Here is a 21,285-nt window from a genome sequence, read left to right as displayed (position 1 = left end):
TGCTTTAAGCGCCGAGGCTGAGGTATTCGCGGACGGTGTGGTTCATGGCGCGGCGGGCAGGAGGGTAGGCCTGGGCGACGTGGGAGAGGGTGTCATCAAGGGCGAACTCTTCAGCCAGCGCATGTTTGCCGGCGGCTTCGAGGTGGCTGACGACGACCTGCTCATAAAACTCGAGATCCGGTGCGCCACGGCGCTGGGCGCGGCGGCGGAGGAAGTCGGGGTAGAGGCTGGTGAGCACCAGGAACTGGTTCGCACACTGCACATGGATGAAGAAGCGCTCGTGGCTGCCGGCGTTTTCCAGGGCGGTGATGTAGTCTATGCTGTAGAGGCTTTCCAGCTTTCGCTCGGGCAGGTTCTGCTCGGCAGTGGCGGGCAGTCCAAAGTCGGCACAGACTACGGCGATGTAATCCGCGATGGCGATGTCATCCACGCCGACACGCTTCAAGGTGTGGCGGACGGTGACGTAAAAAAAGAGCTCCGGTGAGAGGAAGGCCGCCTGGCGGCTAACCAAAAGCGCTTCAAAGAGCTTGGGGTGGTCCAGGATCATGCGGACGGCGTCCGGGTCATCCAGGAGGGAGACGAGGCTCTCCTTTTCCCGCTGGGTCAGGGCCAGTGCATCCCTGATGAACTGCCAGTCGGCAGACGTAAAACGATACCAGCAACCGGGGCGAGGGAACCTCATCATAGTATTTTGGAGTTTAGGATTCGGAAGACCTTAAAGCATTGGTCGTGCCATAAATGTCTGCCGTGTTGGATGCGGGCATGAGGATTTTTGTTCGACGTGATTTCACAAAAAACGAATGGCGGCAGGTCCACGCCTGGAACGCGGATCTGCGACTGGTTGCTCCTGAAGTTGAGTCCGGGAAGCCGGACCGGAAATCACTGGACGGCCTCGCCTTCGGACTTGGCGATGAGGACGGCGCCGACGGTGTCGCTGAAAACATTGACGGTGGTGCGCAGCATGTCGAGCGGGCGGTCAATCGTGAGCACAAGACCCAGGGAGGCCTTGATCATGTCCTCGCTGAAGCCGGCGTTCTGCATAATGATGATGATGGCCACCAGGCTGGCGGCGGGGATGCCGGCCACGCCGATGCTGGATACCAGGGCCAGCAGTACGACGATGAGCTGCTGGGAAATGCTCATGTCCACGCCGAGCACCTGGGCGGCAAAGACAACGACCACGCATTCATAGAGGGCGGTGCCGTTCATGTTGACCGTCGCACCAAGCGGAATGACAAAGCTGCTGACCCGCTCAGACACCTTGGAATTTTCACGCACACAGCGGAGGGTGACGGGAATGGTGGCGGATGAGGAGGCGGTGGAGAAGGCCATGAGCATGGACTCGCGCATGTTGCGGAAATGGCGGATGGGGGAGACGCCCGCAAAGAATTTCAGGATGAGGGGCATGATCACGACAGTGGTAAAGGCAAGGGCGGCGAAGACGGTCAGCACATAAGGCACCAGATTCTGAATGACTCCGATGCCCACCTCCGCGATGGCGGGGATCACCAGGCAGAAAATGGCAATGGGGGTGAATTTCATGATCCAGGTGGTGATGACGGTCATGACGTCAGCGAGCTGGTTGAAGAGATCCTGCAGCGCCCGCGGGGGGCCACCCGGCACCAGGACCATCGCCACGGCAAAAAGAATGCTGAAAAAGATGAGGGCCAGGAGGTCCCCCTCGGCCGCAGCCTGGATGATGTTGGTGGGAACCATGCGGCGGACGATGTTGAGCAGGGAGCTGGCACCGCCGTCGGCCCGCTCCATCACATCGCCGATGACATCGGCCGTGTCACTTTTAAGGGCGGAATCCATGGCTGCCCGGAGGGTGGGATTGGGCTCGCCATTGAGGAGGCCAGGCTGGACCAAGTTTACCATCATCAGGCCTACGCAGACCGCCAGCAAGCTGCTAAGAGCATAGTAGCCCCAGGTCTTTAAACCCATGCGGGCAAAGCCCTCCAGAGACTTCAGACCTGCGATGCCGCTGATGATGCTGGCGACGACGAGGGGCACGATGATCATTTTAAGCGCCCGCAGAAACAGGTCGGCAAAGAAACGGCAGGACTCCAGAAAGACCCCGGTCCAAGCGGGGGCGGCGCCTTCTGCCGGATGCGCAAAATACTGCAGTACCAACCCGGCGAGGACGCCCAGAATCAGGGCAAAAACGATGTGCTTGTGGTTGCCATGTCCGGAGGACGCAGGCGGGGAGGAAGGCTCGGAGTGAGGCATGGGTAGCCTGCATGTAGCCACTTCTGCGCCTGCGGGGAAGAAAAAATCATCTGGGAGACCGTCTTTCCTGCAGTCTTTTCTAACTCTTTGGGCCATCTGGCACACAAAGACTGGGAAGGGTGACGTTAAGCCCTTGGAAACGGTCATTGTTATCATGGAAGCCACTGCCACCCAAGCCTGGAAACACTGCTTCGACCATGTCGCGCCGAAGCTGCTGCTCTATGCCTGCCAGCTCTGCCCCAGCCGGGCGGATGCGGAGGATGTGGTGCAGATGGCGTTTGTGCGCTGGTGGAAGCGTTTCCCCGAGGGCAATGAGGAGCATATCCCGCTGCTGTATGCGGCGGTGCGGACCATCGCCCTGGATCAGCGGCGCAGTGACACGCGGCGCTCGCGCCGGGAGGCGGTGTCAGAGGTGGCGCTGCCCATGGGAGATGCGCCGGTTTTTGATACCACCCCGGAGCAGAAGGAGACGGCGCTCATCGTGCAGGAGGCATTGCAAACCTTGCCCGAAGAACAGCGAGAGGTGGTGACTTTAAAACTGTGGGGCGGGCTGACCTTTGCCGAGATCGCCGCGACGATGGGGGAATCCATCAACACCGTTTCCGGGCGCTACCGTTATGCGCTGCAAGCTTTGCAAAAACGCCTGGCACCCCGCCGGGAGGATCTGGTGATGCATCCTGACCCCTCGCCAGTGACCAATGTTGTACCTTTTTACCCTGCCAAGGAGGCCTGACATGAACGACCACGAACTTGAAACCCTGCTCTCCGGTCTGCCTCCGCGCGGCCCGTCCGCCGCCCTCAGCCAAAGAGTGGCCAAGGAGCTGGTGACTGACCGCCAGTGGATGCACACGCCGCTGCCGGATGTGAAGCATCGTTGGTTAGGCTCCGTCTCCTGGGCGGCGGCAGGCGCGGCGGCTGCTCTGCTGACCATGAGTCTGTTGTCAGGCCCCGGCGAGGCGGACACAGCTCCTTCCTTCGCCGCGGTCCCTGCTCCTGCGGTGATGCCTGTGACGACGATCCGTGAGGTCGTGAGCGCGGAAAATGAAGGCATTCACTACAACGCCAGCTCCCGCCTGCCTGAGCAGCGCGTGCGGCTGTTGTCTGTGGAGCGCCACGCCTGGACCGATCCGCGTGACGGGGCGCAAATCATCCTGGAGCGGCCGCGCGAGGAGAGCGTGGTACTGCCCGTCTCTTTTCAATAACCCCCCAAACTTGAACGACCATGAAACCTATCCATGCGGCTTTGATCGCCATGGCGGGACTGCTCGCGCTGCTCAACAGCCCGGTCCATGCCCAGGAACGTCCGGAGGCGGCCCCGCCGCCTGCCAGCCAGGAAAACGAACCCGCTCGGGAGAAAGCGGCTCCCGATAACCGTCGTAACACCGACCTGACGCCGCCATCGCGCCGCCTGTCTCCGCCGCCGAGGGACCGGACGCGCAGCCCGCGCCCAGGTGCCGAAAGCCCCACCGCCTACATCGGCGTGATGACCTCCGCCTTGCCGAGAGATCTGCGGTCGCACTTCGGCCTGCCGGAAGGTTTTGGCCTGCTGGTGCAGGAGGTCATGCCGGATACTCCGGCCAGCGCGGCGGGCATTCAGGCCAATGATGTGCTGATCCGTTTTGAAGACCAGAAGCTGGTGAACATGGAGCAGCTCCAGACGCTGGTACGCAGCAAAAAAAAGGATGACCAGGTCCCCATGACGCTGCTTTCCAACGGCAAGGAAAAGCAAGTGACCGTGAAAATTGACGAGCGGATGATGCCAGCCATGGAAGGAGATATGCGCCGGGACTCGGGGCCTTTTCCACCTTTCTTTGGCAGCCAGCGCGGCTCCCCGGACATCATGAGAGAATGGCGGGATTCTTTGGAAAAATACCAAAGGCAGATGCAGGAATATGAGGAACGGATGCGTGAACTGGCCCGCGACTGGAGCCGCGACAATGGCTTCGACTCCCGGCCCATGCCGCCCTCCAGAAATGGTCCTGACCGCCGTGATGGCTTCAGCTTCCGTGACAATGCGCGGGGCCGTGAACCCGAAAGACCCTCACGGCAGAACCGCGAAAACGCCAACGTCACCCGCAGCGATGACAGTGGCGTTTACAGCCTGCGCCAGGAGGATGGCCGTACCGTTTTCACAGCCAAGCCCAAGGATGCAGGTGAGCAAAAGTGGGAGGTCAACAGCGAGGAAGACCGCCGCTCCCTTCCGCCCCTGATGCAGGAAAAGCTGCGCCAGCTGGAAGCCATCCGGGATGGTGAAATGCCTCTCGTTCCGGACGCAGAAAAGCCATCCACGAAAGGCGAAGGGGCCATTTGAGGGCGGCCGCCTGTGGCCTCTCCCCCCAAAGCCCCCCATAGCAGGCTTTTTCCCCGGCTCTGAATTTCTATGGAAGACAGTTTGCCCCAAGCGGCGCTCTGGTGCGTAACTCTCCCGCATCAGCGCCGCCTTATGGACGAAACCAGCCAGAGCCATTGTTCCTTTCCCCTCCCGGATACCATGCCGGTCATGGTGCTGGGGGACTGTTATCTTTTCCCCGGCTGCCTGCTGCCCCTGTTTATTTTTGAAGAGCGTTACCGCCTCATGCTGGCGGAGGCACTCAGGACCGACCGCATGTTCTGCATCGGCACCCGCGTGCGCAATGCGGATGACCGCTATGAGATTTTACCAGTCAGCACCGCCGGACTGATCCGGGCCTGCAAAAAGCAGGATGACGGTACCTCTCACGTGATGCTGCAGGGCATACGCCGCATCCGCTTCAATGATTATAAACAGGAGAAGCCCTTTGTCATGGCCAATATCGAGCCTATGCCCACGGTCATCGAGACGGAGACCGGCTACATCAATGAGCTGAAGGACCGCGCCCTGGATTTGCTGCCCGATGCCAATTCCTGCGCCGGAGAGGCGATGCGCAATTTGCGAACTGCCCTGCTGAAGATCGAATGTCCGGACCTCGTCTGCGACATCCTCGCCTACCATTTCATCCGCCGCGCACCCGCGCAGCAGAGCCTTCTCGTCGAGCCCGTATTAGAAAAAAGGTATGATATTCTAATTGCGGAGCTGGAAAAGCTGCAGGCGGAGAGTTAAACGCGCAGCCTCGCTCCATGCCGTGTGCGGGCCTCAATCCTCTTCTGCAAATTCTCCTCAGAAGCCAGGTCCAGTAGATCTTCCGAAAGCTGCTCCAGATCGCCTTAACCCTGGGATCCGAATCCCGTAAAAAAGTCCAATGTGGATTTCAGTCATGCGAAGGAGCCTTCCTGCACGCAGGACACAGGACTTCAGCGCGTTTTCATTCGCATCATGACCAAGTTACTTCTGACACTGCTGATGCTCGGGTCATCATGCGCTGCCGAGCCGACGCGCCCCAACATCGTCCTAATCTTCGCCGATGACCTCGGCTACGGCGATCTGGGATGCTACGGCTCGGGAAAAATCAAGACGCCGCATCTCGACGCACTGGCCCGTGACGGTCTGAGATTCACCAGCTTCTATGCCCAGGCCGTCTGCGGCCCATCGCGGGCGGCGCTGATGACCGGCTGCTACCCGGTGCGCGTGGGCGAGCCGGACAACAAAAAGAACGCGCACACGGTCCTGCATGCCAAGGAGATCACGATGGCGGAGGTGCTGCGCGATGCGGGCTATGCCACCGCCTGCATCGGAAAATGGCATCTCGGCGCGCACTCGAAGACATCGCCCACCGGGTTTGATCCCGCCACGATGCCAAACGCGCAAGGCTTTGATGAGTTCTATGGTACCCCGCTCTACAACGGCTACACCGTGAAGGTCGCCGACGCGAAGTTCCGCAGTACCATCCTGCGCAATGAGGAAGTCGTGGTACCGGCGGTTGAATCGTGGGACCAAATAACGCAGGACTACACGCGCGAATCGCTCGACTTCATCCGGCGTCATCGGGAGAAGCCCTTCTTCCTCTACCTCGCGCACAACATGCCGCACATCCCAGTAGGCGCTTCGGAGCGCTTCAAAGGCAAGAGCGCGGGTGGTCCCTATGGCGATGCGGTGGAAGAGATCGACTGGAGCTGCGGCGAGATCGTGAAGATGTTACGCGAGCTCGGTCTCGCGGAGAACACGCTGGTGGTCTTCACCTCCGACAACGGCCCTTGGATCGAGACGACGCATGGGATGAAGCCGAACGGAAAGCGCTTCATCCCTCGCGATCATTCTGGCAGCGCCGATCCCCTGCGCGGCTACAAGATGCTGACCTGGGAGGGCGGTCTGCGTGTGCCCTGCATTGCCTGGTGGCCGGGAAAAATCCCCGCTGGCACGGAGAGCGACGCGATCACTTCCACCATCGATTTGATGCCAACCTTCGCCGCGCTGGCTGGCGGCAAGGTCCCTGATGACCGAATCATCGATGGTCGTGATCTCAGAGCCTTGTTGCAGGGGCCAGTGAAGGCAGCCTCACCTCACGATGCTTTCTTTTATTACTGCCACACGCATCTCCAGGCCGTGCGCAGCGGGAAATGGAAATTCGTCAGGAAGCGCCCTGAGCATCCGCCCTGGGTGGGCTTCAGCGGGCGCTTTGCGGGCAATGCGGTGGAAGAGCTCTCGCTCTATGATCTCGACAACGACATCGGCGAGACCACCAATGTCGCCGCCGGACATCCCGAGGTTCTCGCCCGCTTGCGCCAGCTCGCCCATGAGGCGCGCATGGACCTTGGCGACTACGACCACACCGGCAGCGGTGCGCGCTTCTTCGATGGCCCCGCCCCGGAGAGGAAAGCAGGTGGCGGCGGAGCGGCAAAGAAGATGCAGAAAAAGAAAAACCAATGAATCCACCACACACCACCTTCTTTTCTCAGCTCGCCGCAGCCGCCTTCGCCGCTGTGGCTGCAACCATCGGAGCCGAACCTGCCACCACACTCAAGGCGCAGTCGGGCGCGTGAAGTCGCCGTCACTCGCACCGCCGCGAAAGCTGGCAAACCTCCACGACTAGTAACAAAAGAGAAGATAGCATCGCCAAGCCCAGCCTTCCCTCCAATGCCACGCTGATCAAAACCTTAACGAATTCCCAATGAATACAAAGACCCGAGCACTCTCAAGAATCAGCCTTCCGCCTGCAGTTGGGGTGCTCAAAGAAACTGAGAACCTATCTGGCAAGGGCCAGCATAGCGTAGTGTCAGCCAGTTTCTAGAGCGGCCCAAAGCCTGTGGCGTAAGCCCTGATTCACTCCTTAAAGCCCCGAAAAACCCTGTTGACCCCGCCCCGGGCTGTGGCATTTTCTCTGCCCTCACGCTCCGGCGAAAGTGACGCTTCCTGTCCCTCGTCGGCTCCACGTGGATCTCTGACCCCTACCCCAAATGAAAGAAGAAGGCCACCCAACGGTTTACGAAACCACCATCACCTGCACCTGCGGCGCAGTTTACCAGACCATCTCCACGGTGCAGAACCTGAAGATCGGTATTTGTGCAGGTTGCCACCCCTACTTCACCGGTGAGCAGCGCTTCATTGACACCGCTGGCCGTGTGGACAAGTTCGCCCAGCGTTACGGCAGCACCCGCGTCCGCCGTGCCGCTCCGAAGCTCAGCGACGTTTCCGCTTAGCCTCCAGACTCCTTTTTACCAGAAAACGGTGCCCGTGCCTTCGAGCTCGGCACCGTTTTTTGTTTCCTCCGGCCCGCCCGCTGACGCCCTGCCTCCCGCCTTTCTCCCTTCATGGACTACGCCCCAATCATCGCCACCAAACGCACCCGCTTTGAGCTCCTCGAAGAATTGATGGGACAGCCGGGGTTTTTTGACGATCCCAAAAAATCCGGGGAGCTCACCCGTGAGCACCGTACCCTGGGGAACCTGCTGCAAAGCTGGGACGAATACCAAAAACAGCTCACCGAACTGGCCGAAAGCCAGGAAATGCTGAAAGCTGGCGATGAAGAATTTGCCGCCATGGCCGCAGCGGAAATCCCGCTCATCGAAAAACGCGTGGAGAAGTTGGAGGAGCAGGTGCAGTTTTCCATCCTGCCGCCGGATCCGCTGGAAGGACGCGATGCCCTGGTGGAAATCCGCGCCGGCACCGGGGGGGATGAGGCCTCCCTTTTCGCCGCCGACCTGGTGCGCATGTACAGCCGCTTTGCCGAAACCCGCGGCTGGAAGGTGGAGACGCTGGAGTCCAGCCCGTCCGATGTGGGCGGCTTTAAGGAAATCGTCATGAAAGTGGCCGGGGAGGATGTCTTCCGCGTCATGAAGTATGAGAGCGGGGTGCATCGCGTGCAGCGTGTGCCCGCCACGGAAGCCCAGGGCCGCATCCACACCTCCGCTGCCACCGTCGCCGTGCTGCCTGAGGCGGAGGAAGTGGACTTTGAACTGAAGACCGATGAAGTCCGCATCGAGGTCTGCCGCTCCTCCGGGGCGGGTGGACAGGGAGTGAATACGACGGACTCCGCCGTGCAGGTCATGCACATCCCCACCGGCACCATCGTCCGCTGCCAGGACGGCCGCAGCCAGATCAAAAACAAAGAAAAAGCCCTCACCATCCTGCGCTCGCGCCTGCTGGAAAGAAAGCAGCAGGAAGAAGCCGCCAAATACTCCGCTCACCGCCGCAACCTCATTGGCAGTGGTGGCCGTGAAGAAAAAATCCGCACGTATAACTATCCCCAAAACCGGGTGACGGACCACCGCATCGAAATGACGGTGTACAACCTGGACATGTTCATGGAAGGCCGGGTGGATCCCATCCTGGACGCCCTGCTGGCCAGCGATCTCCAGGAGCGTCTGGCCGAGGCAGGACTGAAGTAACGTGTTGTGGAGGCTGCCCTGTTGTCCCGTCTTGATGGGCCGGGAACCAAGGGCAGCCGGTTCAACGATCACGCATTTACACCCGCTGGCCGATCTCAGCCAGCTTGGCTTCACCCTCGCTCCAGGCCACTTCATGCGGCAGCGCTTCGGACACCGAACTTTCCCGCATCCCCGCTGCCAGTGACCAGGTCATTCGTGTCGTGGGCCTGCAAAGCATGGTGTGAGGTCTTAGCCTTTAACCTGGCGGCCTAATACGCGAACTCGCGTTTCAGATCGTTGAGTGCCGCCCCAAACTCCAGACTCAAGGTATGGCCAGATAATCGGCAAGGGAACGACCAGTACATGAGTTCGGATGATAGGTGCTGCAGAAAACCCACTCTCTAACCTCCTGATCGTCAATCATGATCCGAGGTTTGGGGAGATAGGCGATAAAACAGTCGGTGAGGCCAAGCTCTGCAGCAGTCTGTCTGCAATACTCTGCCCCACCCGCACTCCAAAGGTAAAGTTCGGCACCATCTGCTTTGAGTTGTCTTACATGGTCGATCACTGCCGTCATCGGAATGCGGGTCGTTCCTACAGTGCGAACCAAGGTGTCATCGACATCAATGTAAACAATCATTGTCTAGAATGCCGCATGTTTTCCAACAAACATTTGGTTACACCCGCTGGCCGATCTCAGCCAGCTTGGCTTCACCCTCGCTCCAGGCCACTTCATGCGGCGGGCGCTTGGACTTCGCCGCGAGGGCGGCAATGACGCCGGCGGCTTCGCCCATGGACACGGCGTTGCCGGTCACGCGGTAGCTGGAGTGGGAGATAAAGTCACCGCTGATGCAGCGCCCCGCCATCATCAGTCCGTCCACGTCCTTGGCGATCAGCGCCCGCAGCGGGATATCATAAGGCTTCACTTTGATGTTGGTGGCATGGATGGGGGCCTTGTTTTGGTTATGATCCGCCGTCGTCGCATGCACATCCACACCAAAAGTGGCGCGGGTGACGCCGTCGTCATAACGCGCCCCCTTTTCAAGGTCCGCCTGCGTGACCGTGAAACGGCCACGGATGCGGCGGCCATCGCGGACGCCAATCTGCTCTGCTGTGGCGACAATCTGGATGCCTTCCCAGGGGCCGCCAAGGCTGCGCAGGCCGCTGACCATCTTGTTCATCTCCGCGCGCGCACGCACCGTTGCGGCGGTGATTTCTGCGGCGTCCCAGGGCTTGATGCCATACTCATGGTTCAGCATCGCAAAGACCAGATTTCCCCGCACATGCCATAGGGTAGAACCCGCATAGGAGGGAAAATGACCGGTGCTGACGATGGCCTCTTTGATGCGTTTTTTCTTCTCGCTGTCGGTGTTTTCACCCTCATTGGGTTTGCCAAAACGGACGAATTCCCGCAGCGCTTCGACATCCTTCACCATTAGCAACGCATTCAGGGACATCGGCTGGCAGGGGCAGTCTGCTGCTTCGCCGATCTCAAATTCGCACCCGGCATGGGCGCCCAGGTCGCCATCGCCGGTGGTGTCAATGAACACGGGTGCGCTCCAGGCCTGGCGGCCAGATTTGGACTCGGTGACGACTGTGGTCAGCTTGCGCCCCTCGCGGTAGGCAGCGGCTACCCGCGTGTGAAGCTGGAACTTCACCCCGGCCTCCACGCACATTTCCTCCAGCAGCATTTTCAGCGCTTCAGGGTCATAGCAAAAACGTCGTGCGCTGGTGGAATTGGCCCGCGCATCGCGCTCATCCAGCTTGTCCCGCAGCTCCTTGGCGAGGCCCGGTTTTTCAAAGTCCAGGAAGTAGCCCAGCAGGCCCGCCGTCCAGATGCCACCCAGGCAGCCGCGCCATTCAAACAGGCGCACCCGTGCCCCCGCCCGTGCCGCCGTGATGGCCGCAGCGATGCCCGCAGGCCCGGCACCGCAGACGATGACATCCGCATCCTCCACCAGTGGCAGGTCCCGTCCTGGCTCATTAAAAGTGTCGTTACTCTCCGCGATCACTTTTTCTACTTCGGCGGCAGACATGATGCCGGGGGTAATGACGGCACCGGTAAAGGCGGCGCGGAGAAAGGAGCGGCGTTTAAGATCAGGAGATGCTGGCATGGATTCGTTTGGCATAAAATGAAAGTCTATTTGGTTAGGCGATGATTCAGGGGCGCAACCCAAGCGATTGCAATTTGGCCAGCCCCTCGCCCCAGTCCACCTCGTGTGGAAGCTTGCCGGTCCGGGCGGCGATGGCTGCCACCACGCCCGCCGCCTCGCCCATGGCCACGGCATTGCCGGTCACTCGGTAGCTGGAATGCGCGATAAAATCACCACTGATGCAGCGCCCGGCCATCATGAGGCCGTCCACATCCCGGGCGATCAGCGCCCGTAGCGGGATGTCATACGGCTTTGCGCGGATGCCGGCATTGTGGTAGCCTTTTTCTTTGTTCGCTTCTTTGCTGGCGGCATGGATGTCCACCGGGAAGGTCGCCCGGGTGACCGCATCCGGCTGGCGTGCACCTTCCACCAAGTCCTTCTGCGTCATCACATAACGGCCCCGGATGCGGCGGCCATCGCGTACGCCGATTTGCTCCGCCGTTGCGGCGATTTGGATGCCCTCCCAGGGTCCGCCAAGCTTGCGCAGTCCTGCGATCATGAGGTTCATCTCCCGCCGTGCGCGAACTGTGGCCTCCGTCACCTGAGCGGAATCGAAGGGCTTCACGCCATACTCATGGTTAAACATGGCGCAGACCAGATTGTCCCGCACCTGCCACAGAGTCGGCCGGCTGTAGGATGGGAAGTGGCCAGTGCGCTCGATCTCCGCGCGTATGCGATCCTTCTTTTCACTGTCGGTCGGCTCGCCCGGCAGCCGGTCGCCCAGGCGGACAAAATCGCGCATTGCCTCCACATCCTTCACCATCAGCAGCGCGTTCAGGGACATCGGTTGGCAGGGGCAGTCCGCCGCCTCGCCGATTTCAAATTCGCAACCCGCCAGCGCGCCCAGATCACCATCGCCCGTGGTATCAATGAACACCGGGGCCCGCCAGGCTTGGCGGCCGGATTTGGAATCCGTCACCACCGTCGTCAGCCGACGGCCCTCCTTATACACCGCCGCCACTCGCGTATGATATTGGAACTTCACGCCCGCCTCCACACACAGTTCCTCCAGCAGCAGCTTCACCGCCTCCGGATCATAGCTAAAGGCCCGCACATTGGGGCCCCGCCGCGCATTCCGCTCATCCAGGTGGCGGATCAGCTCCTGATTGAAGCCCGGTTTGTCAAAATCCGCAAACCACCCCAGCAAGCCTGCCGTCCACACGCCGCCCAGACAGCCGCGCCATTCAAACAAGCGCACCTGTGCCCCGGCCCGTGCCGCCATGATGGCCGCGCTCACCCCCGCCGGTCCGGCACCGCAGACGATCACGTCCGCATCCTGCACATAGGGGATGTCACGCGCCGCCTCATGAAAAGATCCTTCCTGTCCGGCGATCACCTTTTCCACCTGCTCCGCCCCCATCACACCCGGTGTGATGACGGCTCCGCTAAAGGCCGCACGCAAAAAAGCGCGGCGCTTCAATTCAATGGAGGCTTGGGGGGAAGCAGGCATGACTGGAATACAGAAAGAAGGTAACGCAGCCACATGCCGTTTTTCACCATCCAAATGCGCCTTTAAGCCATTTCGAAATTGGAACTCCCTCGCTCATCTGCGTATTCTGTGTTTTTTACTGTGCCTGCCTACTTTGACCACAACGCCACCACCCCTCTCCATCCTGCCGCCCGCGAGGCCTGGCTGCAGGCCAGTGACCGGCATTGGCACAATGCCTCCAGCCTTTACCGCGAAGCCGGCCTGACCAGCCAGGCGCTGGAGGCCGCCCGCGAGGCTCTGGGCGACCTGCTGGGCGTGGAGCCTGAGCGTGTGGTCTTTACCTCTGGAGCCACGGAATCCAACAACGCTCTGTTTGCAGGCCTGTCCAAGTGCCTGCCGCCGGATGCAGTGGTGGCCATTTCTGCCATTGAGCACCCCAGTGTGCGGGAGGCCGCGCGCGCCTGGCTGGGGCGGGGCCGGGTGTTGGAAATCCCTGTGGATCCTCAGGGCATCGTGCAGCCCGCCATCTTGAAAGCCTTGATCCTCCAGCACGGGCCTGCACTGGTCTCCGTGATGGCGGCCAACAATGAAAGCGGCGTCCTCCAGCCCTGGCCGGAACTGCGGGAACTCTGCCGGGAAAATGGTGTACATTTCCATACCGATGCCGCGCAGTGGATGGGCAAACTGCCGGCCGAAGCGCTGGGCACCTGCAACTACATCACCGGCAGTGCTCACAAATTTGGCGGACCCAAGGGTACCGGGTTTTTGGTTCTTGCTGATGCCGCCGAAAGCTTTCCTCTGCTTCTCGGCGGACCTCAGGAGCACGGGCATCGCGCGGGCACGGAAAATTATCCTGGCATTGCGGCCATGCTGGCAGCTCTGAAAGCGGCGAACCAAAACCTGGGCGAAACGTCTCTGAAACAAAGCCGCTACCGGGATGCTTTCGCCGCCCAAATGAAGCAGACCTTCCCCGGCCTGCGCATCATTTCAGCGGGCGCTCCCCGCCTGTGGAACACCGTCCTTATGGTCATGCCCCGGCACGACAACCTGAAGTGGCTCACCCGCCTGACCCGCCGTGGCTTCGCCATCTCCACCGGCTCTGCCTGCAGTTCCGGCAAAGAAGGCTCCTCCGTCGTCGTTCAGGCCCTCGGCGCCAGCTGGGAGGAGCTAAAACGCGTGGTCCGCGTCAGCGGCGGCTGGGACACTTCGGAGACTGACTGGCGGGATCTGGCAGGGGCATTTGCAGAGGTGGGCGCGGAGCTGGATGAGGGAGGCAAAGGGCGGGCTGGAACTTCTTCAAACCCTGTCATGCCGTCTCAGTTCTGGGATTGAAAAAGCCCAGCGGCTGAAGGTTTATGTTCTCGATCGGTCGTTACGGGGCCATTTTTGAGAAATCAGGCCGTTCCAACATTCAGACCGGCCTTGAATGAACTGCGGACGCCCGACGTTTAAGGGCCGGACGGTCCTGCACGTTTCGTCAGGACCTTGACCGGCCCGCCTGCTTCCTCATGAAACGTCTGCTATTTCTCCCTGTCCTTCTTCTCCTGACCGCCGCCCTGCATGCGGAGCGGCCTAACATTGTGTTCATCTACGCGGATGACTGGGGTTGGGGAGACCTGGCGTGTCATGGGCATCCGCATTTGAAGACGCCGAACCTGGACCGGTTGGCAAAGGAGGGGACGGATTTTCAGCAGTTTGTGGTGTGCAATCCGGTGTGCTCGCCCAGCCGCACGGCCATCGTTACCGGGCAGTATCCGGCGCGGCATCGGGTGCATCAACACTTTGCGGGCCATGAGGAAAACGTCGCACGCGGCATGCCGGACTGGCTGGATCCAAAGGCCACCCTGCTGCCCCGGCTGATGAAGGAGGCGGGTTACAAAACCGCTCATTTTGGCAAATGGCATCTCTCTGGTGGCGGGCGTGGAATGACCCCGCCGCTGCCAGCGGAATATGGGTATGACGATGCTGCCGTATGGACGGGTCCGGGGAAAAGTGTCTTCGAAGGAACGGACATGGCTGATGCCGGCAATGCGGCCCACGACAAGCACAAGGCCTCTTTTCTGACCACTGCCGCTACGGAACATGCGCTGCGGTTTATCCGCGAGGCAGGGGAGAAGCCGTTTTTCATCAACTTGTGGCTCCACGAAACGCACCATCTGGTCTCTGCCACGGAAGAGGACAAGAAGGCCTACCCGGATACGGCGGAACCGCAGCGCACTTATTACTCCGCCATCACGCGGGCGGACAAGCAGCTCGGCCGGGTGCTGGCGTTGCTGGATGAAAAGGGGCTCGCGGATAACACGATTGTGTTTTTCTCCAGCGACAACGGCCCCGAAAACTCCATGGCGGAGCCAGGACAAAAGTTCTACTACAGCCAGGGCGTGACCGGCGGTCTTCGTGGTCGGAAACGCAGCCTGTACATGGGCGGCGTGAATGTGCCCTTCATCGTCCGCTGGCCCGGCGTGGTGCCTGCGGACCGGGTAGATAAAACGAGCGTACTCGCCGGTGTGGACGTCATGCCCACTGTATTGGCCGCAGCCGGAATCCAGCCACCGGCTGGCTGGCAGCCGGACGGCACCGACATCACAGCCGCTCTGAAAGGAGAGACCTTTACGCGCCCCTCACCGCTCTTCTGGGAATGGCGCGGGCCGAATTCCAAAGAGGCAGACTGGCCGCAACTGGCCATGCGCGACGGCAACCATACGCTGGTGATGAATTACGATGAAAGCAGCGTAGAGCTTTATGACCTGGCCCAGGATCGTGCCCAGAAGACCAACCTGGCCAAAACGGAGCCTGACCGCGCCGCCCGGATGCTGGGTGCCATCCGCACCTGGCAGAAGACCCTGCCAGTGCCCACTCCGCCTGAAAACGTCCCCACGAAAAGAAATGCCGCGCCAGCTACCACTAAACCGCCCCAGGCAGGGAAGACATCACCCAAGGATCTGCACGTCGCTTTCAAACGCTGGGACAAAGATGCTGACGGCAACCTGACTCTGGCCGAATACACTGACGGCCTGTCCAAAAAAGACAACGCCGCAGGCCGCTTCAAAAACTTCGACCACGACGGTGACGGCAAGGTAAGTGTGAAAGAATTTACCGAGCGGTAACTGGATGAGAAAACCGGTTTGACCTTGATGGTTGATACAGAGGACCTCTTGGGCCCCTTCACTCCATTTTGGACCTGCGCCGCCGAAGCAGCAGTGTGGCCAGGGCAAGTCCCAGCAGGCTCATGCGGCCTGGCTCAGGAATGGCGATGGTGATGAAGCCGGTGGTGTAGAGTTGGCTGATGTCCCACTGCAGGCCGTTGGCCAGGCTGGGCAGTTCGTAGTCTGTGAAAGTTCCTTCATATCGCGGGCTGCCGCCATCCGTGAAGATGCCGTACCAGTCAATGATCTGCCAGGAATCTCCCGCCTCCCAGGAATCGGTGGAGAGGCCGGTGGAGTTGGCGACTTGCAGCGTGCCGCCGAGGATCACAGGATTGCGGCTGCTGAGAATAAGGAGGTCGTTGTTGGCCGTAGCGGCGGCCACTGCCAGGCTTTCGCCTGAGGGCGGGCGGTTGAAGATGTCAAACTCGACGGTGCCTAGCAGCGTGAGGGTGCCGCTGGTGCTGCCATTGCCGCCGGTTTGCAGCGTGAGAGTCGAGGCTGTGCCGCTGGCCTCTCCGTGTGTGTCGCCGACTCTGAGATGACCACCGGCGATGGTGATGGAGATGTTGCTCACGGGAGTGACACTGGAGCCCGCGAGGCCCACCTGGCCGGAGCCTCCCAGCCGCGCACCGTCTTCCACCCAGACGCTGCCCGTGCCTGTGGCCGAGCCGGGAAGGGTATTGGAGGCCAGTAGAGTGCCGGAGTTAACGAATGTGCCGCCGGAATAAGTATTGCTTCCTGTTAGGCCGGTGACGCCTGCGGGCGCATTGTTGACGATGAGCCTGCCCGCGCCCATGATCTCGTTGGCCAGGGTCAAGGTGTTGCTGCGATGCGTGACCAGGCTGCCTGCCGCAGCGATGTCAATGATCCCGGAGCCTACTGTGCCGGAAGTGCCGCCGGTGCCCAGTTGCAGGATGCCCTCGGTAATGGTGGTCGTGCCGGTGTAGGTGCTGTTACCGGTGAGTGCCCAGGTGCCGATGCCATCTTTCTTCAGCGAGACAATGCTTGCTGCCTGGGTGCCGTCGGTGATGCTGACCATCTCGTTGAGCCCGGTGTTCGTGCCGCCCAGGCGAAACTGGCGCGTCCGGGTGGTGCTGCCTTCGACGGTGAAAGCGCTGGTAAATTTGACCATGCCCGTTCCCACATTTTCCACCGCCGCCAGGATGGATGTCATGGCATCACCATTGGTGAGGAGGCGGAGGGCGCGGTTCGTACTGGAATCGGCGTTGCCGACGTACCGCAGGATGGACTCGCTGGCCACGCTGGAGGAGGTGTTGTTGATTTCGATGGCGGGGACCAGGGAGCCAGTTCCGAACGAACTGGGCTGCCCGGCATCCGCCAAAACGCTGGCCTCGAAGATGGCCCGGCCGATGTTGGTTTTCCCGGCATAAGTGTTGGCCGGGCCGAACTGCACCGTGGTGTTCAAGGTGGCGGCGAGGGAAAGATTGTTCTGGCCCGTGCCGCTGCCACCGATCATCAGCCGTGTGAGATCCTGGATGCCGCCGCCGTTGAAGTTGATCTCATAAACCGCCGTGCCATTGCCCACAAGTGAACTGCCGGTGCCTGGGACGCGGATCGCATTGAAGGTGAGTGACCCGGTCGAGCCACCATTGCCAAAGGAGACCGTCGCGGATGTCGTGGCCGTGCCGATGGTCAGGTCCGTATAAGTGGAGGAGTTGCTAAAACGCGAGTTGCCCAGGACATTAAACGTGCCCTCCAGAACGCGTAGGTGCATATTGGGGGTGAGTGCGGTGGCCCTAAAATCCACCATACCCACGCCGGTCTTGGTGATGGCCTGGGTGTTGGCAAAAGAGATCGTGCTTTCCAGAGTGAGCACCCCGCTGCCGTGATGATGGATGTTCAGGGTGGTATTTGAGGTGCCGAGGTCGAACGTGCGGGCAGTCGTGGTATCGCTCTTGAAGGTGATGTTCCCAGTGTTGTTTTCAGTGATCAGGATGCCTCCGCTGAGGTTGGTCAGCGTGCCGCTCAGGCTCAGCACCGTGTCAGCGCCGCTGTTGTCATTAAAGCGCAGGGAATTGACGGCCACAGCCGGGACTGTGGTGCTGGCCGCCGCCACATCCACATTGGCATTTTCCGCAAAGGTGGTGGCATAAGAGCCAGCCGCCAGGCCGGTGATGGCCCCGCCCCGGTTCATCGCGGCGGTGGTTCCATCATTGGTTAGGTTAATGGCGGAGCCTCCTGGTGTAGTGGCGACTTTGAAGTTGGAGCCCGTGGCATTAACGACGTAGTAAGCCGTGTCCACAGCCAGCCCGGCAGGAGCGGTTCCTGTGAAGGAAACCTGGGTGCCATTGGTGAACCCGCTGAGGTTGATCGTATCTCCGGTGTTGCTCCAAGCGACGTCCGTGGTCTGCGTGGCGGCGGAGGTGGCCCAGGTCGTTTTGTCCACCGTCATGCCGCCATTGAGGATGCCGTTGATGTCCAGCGTGGTGGTGGTGACCATCGCCCCTGCAGCGGGTGTGACCAGATTGACCGCGCTGCCGGATTTCGGGGCGCGCAGCAGAACACCCAGATCCAGCCGCGCCGTGCCTCCGGCTCCTGGATTGACCTGAAGGGTGGTGATGCCGCCGCCAAAACCACCGGAGTTGTCAGCCACGTTAAAAGTCGTGAGCGTTGCCCCGGTGGAGCCCGTACCGATGGCGGTGCCAAGCTGCGTGGTGGCGAAGCCTTGTTGGTTAGCTGCACCCGCCTTGCCGGAGACCTGAAGGATGCCGTCGGAGAGAAAGAGTGCGTTGCTGCCAACGATCAGCGAGGAGGTGGGCGTAGCATTGGCGAAGTCCAGGTTTAGCCTCCCACCCTGGAGCACTGTCGAGCCTGTGTAGGTGGTCGCAGAGCGCATATGCAGCGTTCCTGCCCCTTTCTTGACGAGAGTGGTCCGTGCGCTGGTGGCACCGTTGATGATGCTGCCCGTGAGGATGATGTCTCCTGCACCCCCGACCATCGCCGCGCGGACGCTGGTCCCGCTGGTGGCACCTGTGCGCAATGTCCCGGCGATCGTCAGGGAGGTTCCTGCATCTGCATAGACTGTTCCCGGGGTGGTGGCGATGCTCAGGGTCCCGCTGAGAGTGTTATTACCCTGGACGTTACGGATGGCCCCGCTGGTCTGGTTGCCCTCCCTCCCGATGGGAAACCCGTGGCCCGAGAAGATGATGTTTTCCCCCACCGTTCCACTACTGGCAAAGCCCAGTTCCAGGGTGGAATTGGCATTCACCGTGGTGCTTCCCGCTGTGGTGCCCAGCCCGTTGTTGTGGGCCACACGCAGGATGCCGCCACTGACGGTGGCGGAGCCGGTGTAAGTGTTATCCCCTGCGAGCGTCAGCCGGCCATTGCCAGTCTTCGTCACCGTTCCCGTGCTTGTGGCGATGCGGCCATTGACCGTGATATCCCCCAGGCCGCCCAGCGTCAGGTTTTGGGTGCCTGTGAAGCGGTTGGTCGTCGCTGCGCCGGCAATCGTCAGGCTGCTGCCAGCATCCGCCAGGACGCTGGCCGGACTGTAAAGCGTCGTGGAGGCATTGAGAATGTTGTCACCGTCCAATATGCGAATCGCACCATCATTGTTCGCGCCCGTGCCATTGATGAAAAATGGCTCGGCCAGGGTGATGCCGCCGCCGATGCGGATCGAACTACCGTCATGCACATGCGTACCGCTGCCCGTGGTGCCCAGCGCATTGTTGTGGCGGACTTCCAGCGTGGCTCCACCGTTCACATGCACCAGCCCGCTAAAGGTATTGGGGCCATCGAGCACCGTGTTGCCCGTGCCGTTCACACCGACAGACAACGTCCCGGTGTTATTGGCAATGACGGAGGAGATTCGTAACTGCCCCAGTTCTGAAACGTTGGTTAGGTAGAGCTGGCTGGCCGACGTATCGCCAGTGATTGTGCCTCCGCTGACGTGGAGATCTCCGCTCCCCGCTGTGAGCTGAATGCCGCCCATCGTGCCAAAGCTCAGAAAATTCCCGGCGCCCAAATCCAGCGCACGGTCCACCGGGCTGCCCTGCGTGAGCGTGCCGATGGTGACAGTCTCCCCCAGGCTGAGAGTGGTGTCTAAGTTGGCCAGCCCCAGGGCCAGATGACTGTCGCTGGTGAGGTCCGGTGTCGCTGCGAGGGTGGAGCCGCCCGGCACCTCCAAGTCTCCTGTAAAGTGGGTTAGAGTGCCATCTTTGACCGCTGCCCAGCCGCTGCGGTTTCCAGCATCCGTGTAGGTGGCCCAAGGACCGACCAGGCCATCGGCCATGGTCGTGGTGATGGAGCCGCCCGGCGCGTTGGTGATGCGCAGCGCGCCCAGGTTCCCCGTCTGGGTGAGGCCTGTGAATGACAGCTCCATCATCCCACCGTCCGCACCAGGCTGCAGCACGATGCGGGAATAGGAGGTATTTACGGAGAGGGTATCAAAGTGCTGGCTGTTGCTGCTGCCGCTCTTCCCCAGCAGTGTCAACGTGGTCTTGCCTTGATTCCGCCCCCACAGTTCCAGATCCCCCGGCGTACCCTGATTGTACAAAATGTTGGATGCAGGTGCGGCGGCTTCTGAAAAATCCAGAACCAGCCCAATCGAGGTGGTTCCCTTCACTCCCAGGAGGGTCGCGCCACCATAGGTATTGGCACCGGACAGGCGCATCACGCCGTTCGCATTGGTGGAAAAAAGCTCCAGATTGCGGGCCAACCCTCCGTCTTTAATGGCACCGTTAACGATGCCGGTGGTCGCATTGTGGACAACAATGGCTGTGTTCTCCGTGCCCAGGGTGATATCCCCCGTGAAGGTCGAGTTCGCAGCGATGCGCAGGGCTCCATTGACGCCACCCACCCCATTCAGGGTGAGATCCATTTCGTGAACCAGATTGGCTCCATAGACCCCGAAAACACTTCCATCCTCCACGATGACGTGATCCAGGCCGGATGTACTGCCGTACAAAAGCGCGAAGACCCCGACAGTGGAGTCCAGGGCCGCCACCGTCAGCGTGCCTGTCAGATTATGCGCACCTGCAGCAGCAAAGCTGACCGCTGCCTGGCTGGTGGATACGTCGGATGCGTTGCGCCTCAGCGTCAGATCCTTCGCCGTGACGGTTGAGTTGAAAATGATGCTGTTGTTGGTGATCGTGGAGTTGTCGCCAAATTCGATAAAAGCGTTGTCAGCAAAGGACAGGTTGCCGCCGTTGAAGGTGTGCAGGCTTTTGTTCGGAACAACGGACAGGGGATTGAAGATCAGGCCGGCCAGATTGATCGTGCCGCTGACGTTAATGGTGCTGGCGGCGTTGTTGGATGGCATGACACCAAAAGCCGCGATGGCCGAACCATTGTTCTGCCAGGCCCCATAAGGATCGCCATTCAGCCACCAGTTGGTGGTGGTTGTGTCCCAGGTGCCGCCGCCATTCTGAATGCCAGCGGTCGTGGTATCACCATCAAATTGCAGGGTTTGAGCCGGTGCTGACAGGCAAAAGGCCAGCAGCGCCACGGCAAGAGTAGCAGCAGTTTTTTTCATGGGGGGGATGATCAAGACTGCTTAAAATACAGCCAATCAAAGGGGGACCTTACACTAAGCAGAAGGGGTGCCAAACTCCCGCCAAGTTGCTAGTCCGATGCATTAGACCAAAGG

Annotated in this window: 15 protein-coding genes; 9 read left to right on the top strand and 6 right to left on the bottom strand. The window is 60.7% G+C overall.

Going from position 1 to position 21,285, the window contains the following annotated elements:
- Positions 1-4 precede the first annotated feature (4 nt).
- Together WJU23_RS01810 and WJU23_RS01805 are read right to left on the bottom strand one after the other, a co-directional pair.
- Positions 5-685 (bottom strand): hypothetical protein, encoded by a 681-nt coding sequence (locus tag WJU23_RS01810; protein WP_346330812.1) that lies wholly within the window; start codon positions 683-685, stop codon positions 5-7.
- A 194-nt stretch (positions 686-879) separates the two neighbouring features.
- The gene (locus tag WJU23_RS01805; RefSeq protein WP_346330811.1) at positions 880-2,229 is read right to left on the bottom strand and encodes a dicarboxylate/amino acid:cation symporter; all 1,350 of its coding nucleotides are present in this window, start codon (positions 2,227-2,229) and stop codon (positions 880-882) included.
- A gap of 154 nt (positions 2,230-2,383) precedes the next feature.
- Between WJU23_RS01805 and WJU23_RS01800 the strand changes: the two genes are divergently transcribed.
- From WJU23_RS01800 to prfA, 7 genes are all read left to right on the top strand, one after another.
- Positions 2,384-2,962 (top strand): sigma-70 family RNA polymerase sigma factor, encoded by a 579-nt coding sequence (locus WJU23_RS01800; RefSeq protein ID WP_346330810.1) that lies wholly within the window; start codon positions 2,384-2,386, stop codon positions 2,960-2,962.
- Between the two features lies 1 nt (position 2,963).
- Entirely contained in the window at positions 2,964-3,431 is a 468-nt protein-coding gene (locus WJU23_RS01795) for a hypothetical protein (RefSeq protein ID WP_346330809.1), read from the top strand.
- 20 nt (positions 3,432-3,451) lie between these two features.
- The gene (locus WJU23_RS01790) at positions 3,452-4,540 is read left to right on the top strand and encodes a PDZ domain-containing protein (RefSeq protein WP_346330808.1); all 1,089 of its coding nucleotides are present in this window, start codon (positions 3,452-3,454) and stop codon (positions 4,538-4,540) included.
- A 132-nt stretch (positions 4,541-4,672) separates the two neighbouring features.
- Positions 4,673-5,308: an LON peptidase substrate-binding domain-containing protein gene (locus WJU23_RS01785; RefSeq protein WP_346330807.1), complete on the top strand. Its 636-nt coding sequence runs from the start codon at positions 4,673-4,675 to the stop codon at positions 5,306-5,308.
- A 213-nt stretch (positions 5,309-5,521) separates the two neighbouring features.
- Positions 5,522-7,012, top strand: coding sequence for a sulfatase (locus WJU23_RS01780; protein ID WP_346330806.1), 1,491 nt, complete (start codon positions 5,522-5,524; stop codon positions 7,010-7,012).
- Between the two features lie 527 nt (positions 7,013-7,539).
- Positions 7,540-7,782, top strand: coding sequence for a 50S ribosomal protein L31 (gene rpmE, locus WJU23_RS01775; RefSeq protein WP_346330805.1), 243 nt, complete (start codon positions 7,540-7,542; stop codon positions 7,780-7,782).
- A 111-nt stretch (positions 7,783-7,893) separates the two neighbouring features.
- Entirely contained in the window at positions 7,894-8,970 is a 1,077-nt protein-coding gene (prfA, locus tag WJU23_RS01770; RefSeq protein ID WP_346330804.1) for a peptide chain release factor 1, read from the top strand.
- 301 nt (positions 8,971-9,271) lie between these two features.
- Here the strand turns inward: prfA and WJU23_RS01765 are convergent, their stop codons facing one another.
- Genes WJU23_RS01765 through WJU23_RS01755 form a run of 3 tightly spaced genes read right to left on the bottom strand, consistent with a single transcriptional unit; the run spans position 9,272 to position 12,552 of the window.
- Positions 9,272-9,589: a hydrolase gene (locus WJU23_RS01765; RefSeq protein ID WP_346330803.1), complete on the bottom strand. Its 318-nt coding sequence runs from the start codon at positions 9,587-9,589 to the stop codon at positions 9,272-9,274.
- A 37-nt stretch (positions 9,590-9,626) separates the two neighbouring features.
- Positions 9,627-11,063: an FAD-dependent oxidoreductase gene (locus WJU23_RS01760; protein WP_346330802.1), complete on the bottom strand. Its 1,437-nt coding sequence runs from the start codon at positions 11,061-11,063 to the stop codon at positions 9,627-9,629.
- 46 nt (positions 11,064-11,109) lie between these two features.
- A complete protein-coding gene (locus WJU23_RS01755) occupies positions 11,110-12,552 on the bottom strand; it encodes an FAD-dependent oxidoreductase (RefSeq protein WP_346330801.1) in 1,443 nt (480 codons plus the stop codon).
- Between the two features lie 120 nt (positions 12,553-12,672).
- On the opposite strand from WJU23_RS01755, the gene WJU23_RS01750 reads away from it, so the two are divergent.
- Both WJU23_RS01750 and WJU23_RS01745 read left to right on the top strand, forming a co-directional pair.
- Positions 12,673-13,863, top strand: a complete 1,191-nt coding sequence (locus WJU23_RS01750) for a cysteine desulfurase family protein (protein WP_346330800.1) — start codon at positions 12,673-12,675, stop codon at positions 13,861-13,863.
- Positions 13,864-14,039: 176 nt separating this feature from the next.
- A complete protein-coding gene (locus WJU23_RS01745; RefSeq protein WP_346330799.1) occupies positions 14,040-15,638 on the top strand; it encodes a sulfatase-like hydrolase/transferase in 1,599 nt (532 codons plus the stop codon).
- A 58-nt stretch (positions 15,639-15,696) separates the two neighbouring features.
- Here the strand turns inward: WJU23_RS01745 and WJU23_RS01740 are convergent, their stop codons facing one another.
- A complete protein-coding gene (locus WJU23_RS01740; RefSeq protein ID WP_346330798.1) occupies positions 15,697-21,171 on the bottom strand; it encodes an autotransporter-associated beta strand repeat-containing protein in 5,475 nt (1,824 codons plus the stop codon).
- Positions 21,172-21,285 lie beyond the last annotated feature (114 nt).

Origin of the sequence: Prosthecobacter sp. SYSU 5D2 (assembly GCF_039655865.1) — a bacterium.
GTDB lineage: Bacteria > Verrucomicrobiota > Verrucomicrobiia > Verrucomicrobiales > Verrucomicrobiaceae > Prosthecobacter.
The sequence above is the reverse complement of the archived record's forward strand: the minus strand, read 5'-3'. Positions and strand labels throughout refer to the sequence as shown.

Excerpts from the sequence above, each read along its gene's own strand:
- WJU23_RS01810 (WP_346330812.1), bottom strand. The coding sequence starts at position 685 with ATGATGAGGTTCCCTCGCCCCGGTTGCTGGTATCGTTTTACGTCTGCC.
- WJU23_RS01805 (WP_346330811.1), bottom strand. The coding sequence starts at position 2,229 with ATGCCTCACTCCGAGCCTTCCTCCCCGCCTGCGTCCTCCGGACATGGC.
- WJU23_RS01800 (WP_346330810.1), top strand. The coding sequence starts at position 2,384 with ATGGAAGCCACTGCCACCCAAGCCTGGAAACACTGCTTCGACCATGTC.
- WJU23_RS01795 (WP_346330809.1), top strand. The coding sequence starts at position 2,964 with ATGAACGACCACGAACTTGAAACCCTGCTCTCCGGTCTGCCTCCGCGC.
- WJU23_RS01790 (WP_346330808.1), top strand. The coding sequence starts at position 3,452 with ATGAAACCTATCCATGCGGCTTTGATCGCCATGGCGGGACTGCTCGCG.
- WJU23_RS01785 (WP_346330807.1), top strand. The coding sequence starts at position 4,673 with ATGGACGAAACCAGCCAGAGCCATTGTTCCTTTCCCCTCCCGGATACC.
- WJU23_RS01780 (WP_346330806.1), top strand. The coding sequence starts at position 5,522 with ATGACCAAGTTACTTCTGACACTGCTGATGCTCGGGTCATCATGCGCT.
- rpmE (WP_346330805.1), top strand. The coding sequence starts at position 7,540 with ATGAAAGAAGAAGGCCACCCAACGGTTTACGAAACCACCATCACCTGC.
- prfA (WP_346330804.1), top strand. The coding sequence starts at position 7,894 with ATGGACTACGCCCCAATCATCGCCACCAAACGCACCCGCTTTGAGCTC.
- WJU23_RS01765 (WP_346330803.1), bottom strand. The coding sequence starts at position 9,589 with ATGATTGTTTACATTGATGTCGATGACACCTTGGTTCGCACTGTAGGA.
- WJU23_RS01760 (WP_346330802.1), bottom strand. The coding sequence starts at position 11,063 with ATGCCAGCATCTCCTGATCTTAAACGCCGCTCCTTTCTCCGCGCCGCC.
- WJU23_RS01755 (WP_346330801.1), bottom strand. The coding sequence starts at position 12,552 with ATGCCTGCTTCCCCCCAAGCCTCCATTGAATTGAAGCGCCGCGCTTTT.
- WJU23_RS01745 (WP_346330799.1), top strand. The coding sequence starts at position 14,040 with ATGAAACGTCTGCTATTTCTCCCTGTCCTTCTTCTCCTGACCGCCGCC.
- WJU23_RS01740 (WP_346330798.1), bottom strand. The coding sequence starts at position 21,171 with ATGAAAAAAACTGCTGCTACTCTTGCCGTGGCGCTGCTGGCCTTTTGC.